This window comes from Endozoicomonas sp. SESOKO2 (genome assembly GCF_024606245.1).
Taxonomy (GTDB): domain Bacteria; phylum Pseudomonadota; class Gammaproteobacteria; order Pseudomonadales; family Endozoicomonadaceae; genus Endozoicomonas_A.
This window is the reverse complement of sequence record NZ_JAHHPQ010000616.1, coordinates 1-1590: the sequence shown is the minus strand read 5'-3', so window position 1 is coordinate 1590 and position 1590 is coordinate 1. Positions and strand designations below refer to the sequence as shown.

The 1590-nt window shown below is 47.2% G+C and carries 3 protein-coding genes; 1 reads left to right on the top strand and 2 read right to left on the bottom strand.

Annotation, left to right across the window (positions count from 1 at the left end):
* Nucleotides 1-806, bottom strand: an 806-nt coding sequence (locus KDK17_RS15295; RefSeq protein ID WP_257288438.1) for a DUF1156 domain-containing protein, incomplete at its 3' end; no start/stop codon positions are given.
* A 36-nt stretch (nucleotides 807-842) separates the two neighbouring features.
* Between KDK17_RS15295 and KDK17_RS15290 the strand changes: the two genes are divergently transcribed.
* Nucleotides 843-1016 carry a hypothetical protein gene (locus KDK17_RS15290; RefSeq protein WP_257288437.1) on the top strand — a complete coding sequence of 58 codons (174 nt, stop codon included), beginning with the start codon at nucleotides 843-845 and terminating at the stop codon, nucleotides 1014-1016.
* Nucleotides 1017-1056: 40 nt separating this feature from the next.
* Here KDK17_RS15290 and KDK17_RS15285 read toward each other — a convergent pair.
* On the bottom strand, nucleotides 1057-1590 hold a 534-nt coding region (locus KDK17_RS15285; protein ID WP_257288436.1), incomplete at its 5' end, for an AAA family ATPase.

Below are 1590 nucleotides of genomic sequence, written 5' to 3'. Positions count from 1 at the left end.
GCCCACAGCCATGTAATAACTGTCAATTCATCACCTAGGTAAGGCTTCAAATCATCCCGTTCAGCTACCATGTCTTCAGTAATTAATACCTTTGGATACAAATTTCCGATCTGCTTTGTGGCTTGTTCATGTATCCAGTGCCCGTAGCGGCGCACATCTTCAGCAAGCCCTCTCGCACCAGACCAGTCTTCATGCAATTTTTGTTGCTTGTCACTCGATATCTGCGGACCTACAGGGGTCTGTCCCGAAAATTTCGGTGGGATTTCAATCATCGCTTTGTTAATCATCACTGCGACTGGGTTCAAATCACTGGCGTAACTTTCCATCCCAAGTCGTTGAGCTTCCAGAGGAATAGCACCACCACCAGCAAAGGGGTCATGGAAGGCTGGTAGCTTCTCTGGGTTAAACAGTTCTGCAGCCTGTGGATGCTTCTTGTTCAGTTCACAGGTCTCTCTCCAGGATTCCCAGATTGCTTCCCTAGCCCGGTTAAGCACCTCTTGGTTATTAGTGTTTTCCCATTTCACCAGATCACGGATGATATCAAATAGTTGCTCTCGCTTGATTTCCGCTTCTTTTTTATTTACCCCGCGACGAAAACCACCTCCAATTTCAAATCCTGGATCATTTACCAATTGTGCAAAAATTACTGCACGTGCAGCAGGTAGAGGTCTTCGAGCCCACCATTGGTGCAACCCTCTTGGGTGAGCCCCAATTCCTGGTTGCTTTTCGTGGCGACATGCGGCATTGATATCATCAAGCGGCAATGCCACCTCTATGAGTTTTTTAGGCGTTTTGATTGGATGCATTTACGCTAAATCCTGGAAAAACTGGCATCTTGTCGTATGAAAGGCAAACAGCTTGCTGGTCGCTATTTCACTGATTTCAAGGTGAAGAAAGCACTTCAAGGCATAGTTGTCATCGGCAAGATCGCTGATGATTTCCAAACCCTCCCTGATCATATCGCCACGCTCACGCTGCAAGCGCAGGCAATCCTGCTCAGTCGGTTTGATGAATAATGAAGCATCATACTGGTTATTGCGCTTGAGTTCAGCAGGTTCACAGCTGACTGTGGCTGGCATAATGTGCTTCAAGCTCTTTGCGCTGCTCCTGAGTGGTCCTGCTGTTGATATTCCCCCGGTTGATGTGCTCAAGGTAGGTTTTCAACTTTTCTGACATAGTGTCTTTTGGGCGTGAAGGCACATGCATCAGATCTTCAAGAATTACTTTGCTTTCTTCGCCACGAGTATCGATAGCTGGTTGAACGACTTTGCCCTCGCGGATGATTCGAATACTCTCCTTGTCGATAGTGCTCAATACCTGTGGACTGTGAGTGGTAACAATGAACTGAATGTTGGGGAAGGCGTTGGTCAGCCCTTCAATCACTGTTTGCTGCCATTTCGGGTGCAGGTGCATATCAACTTCATCGATCAATACGATACCTTTGCTGAGCTTCGCTGCGTCCTTACCAAAATGTGAGTTCAGATGGCTACACCTGTAAGCAATGTCTGCCACCATTGCCAGCATGTTCTTGATACCGTCACTGAGTTGATCGACCTTAAGAATACCTTTGTCTTTGTGGCGCAGTACCAG

Bases quoted from the DNA above. Each gene is read 5' to 3' on its own strand.
- KDK17_RS15290 (WP_257288437.1), top strand. From the start codon at position 843: ATGAAAGGCAAACAGCTTGCTGGTCGCTATTTCACTGATTTCAAGGTG.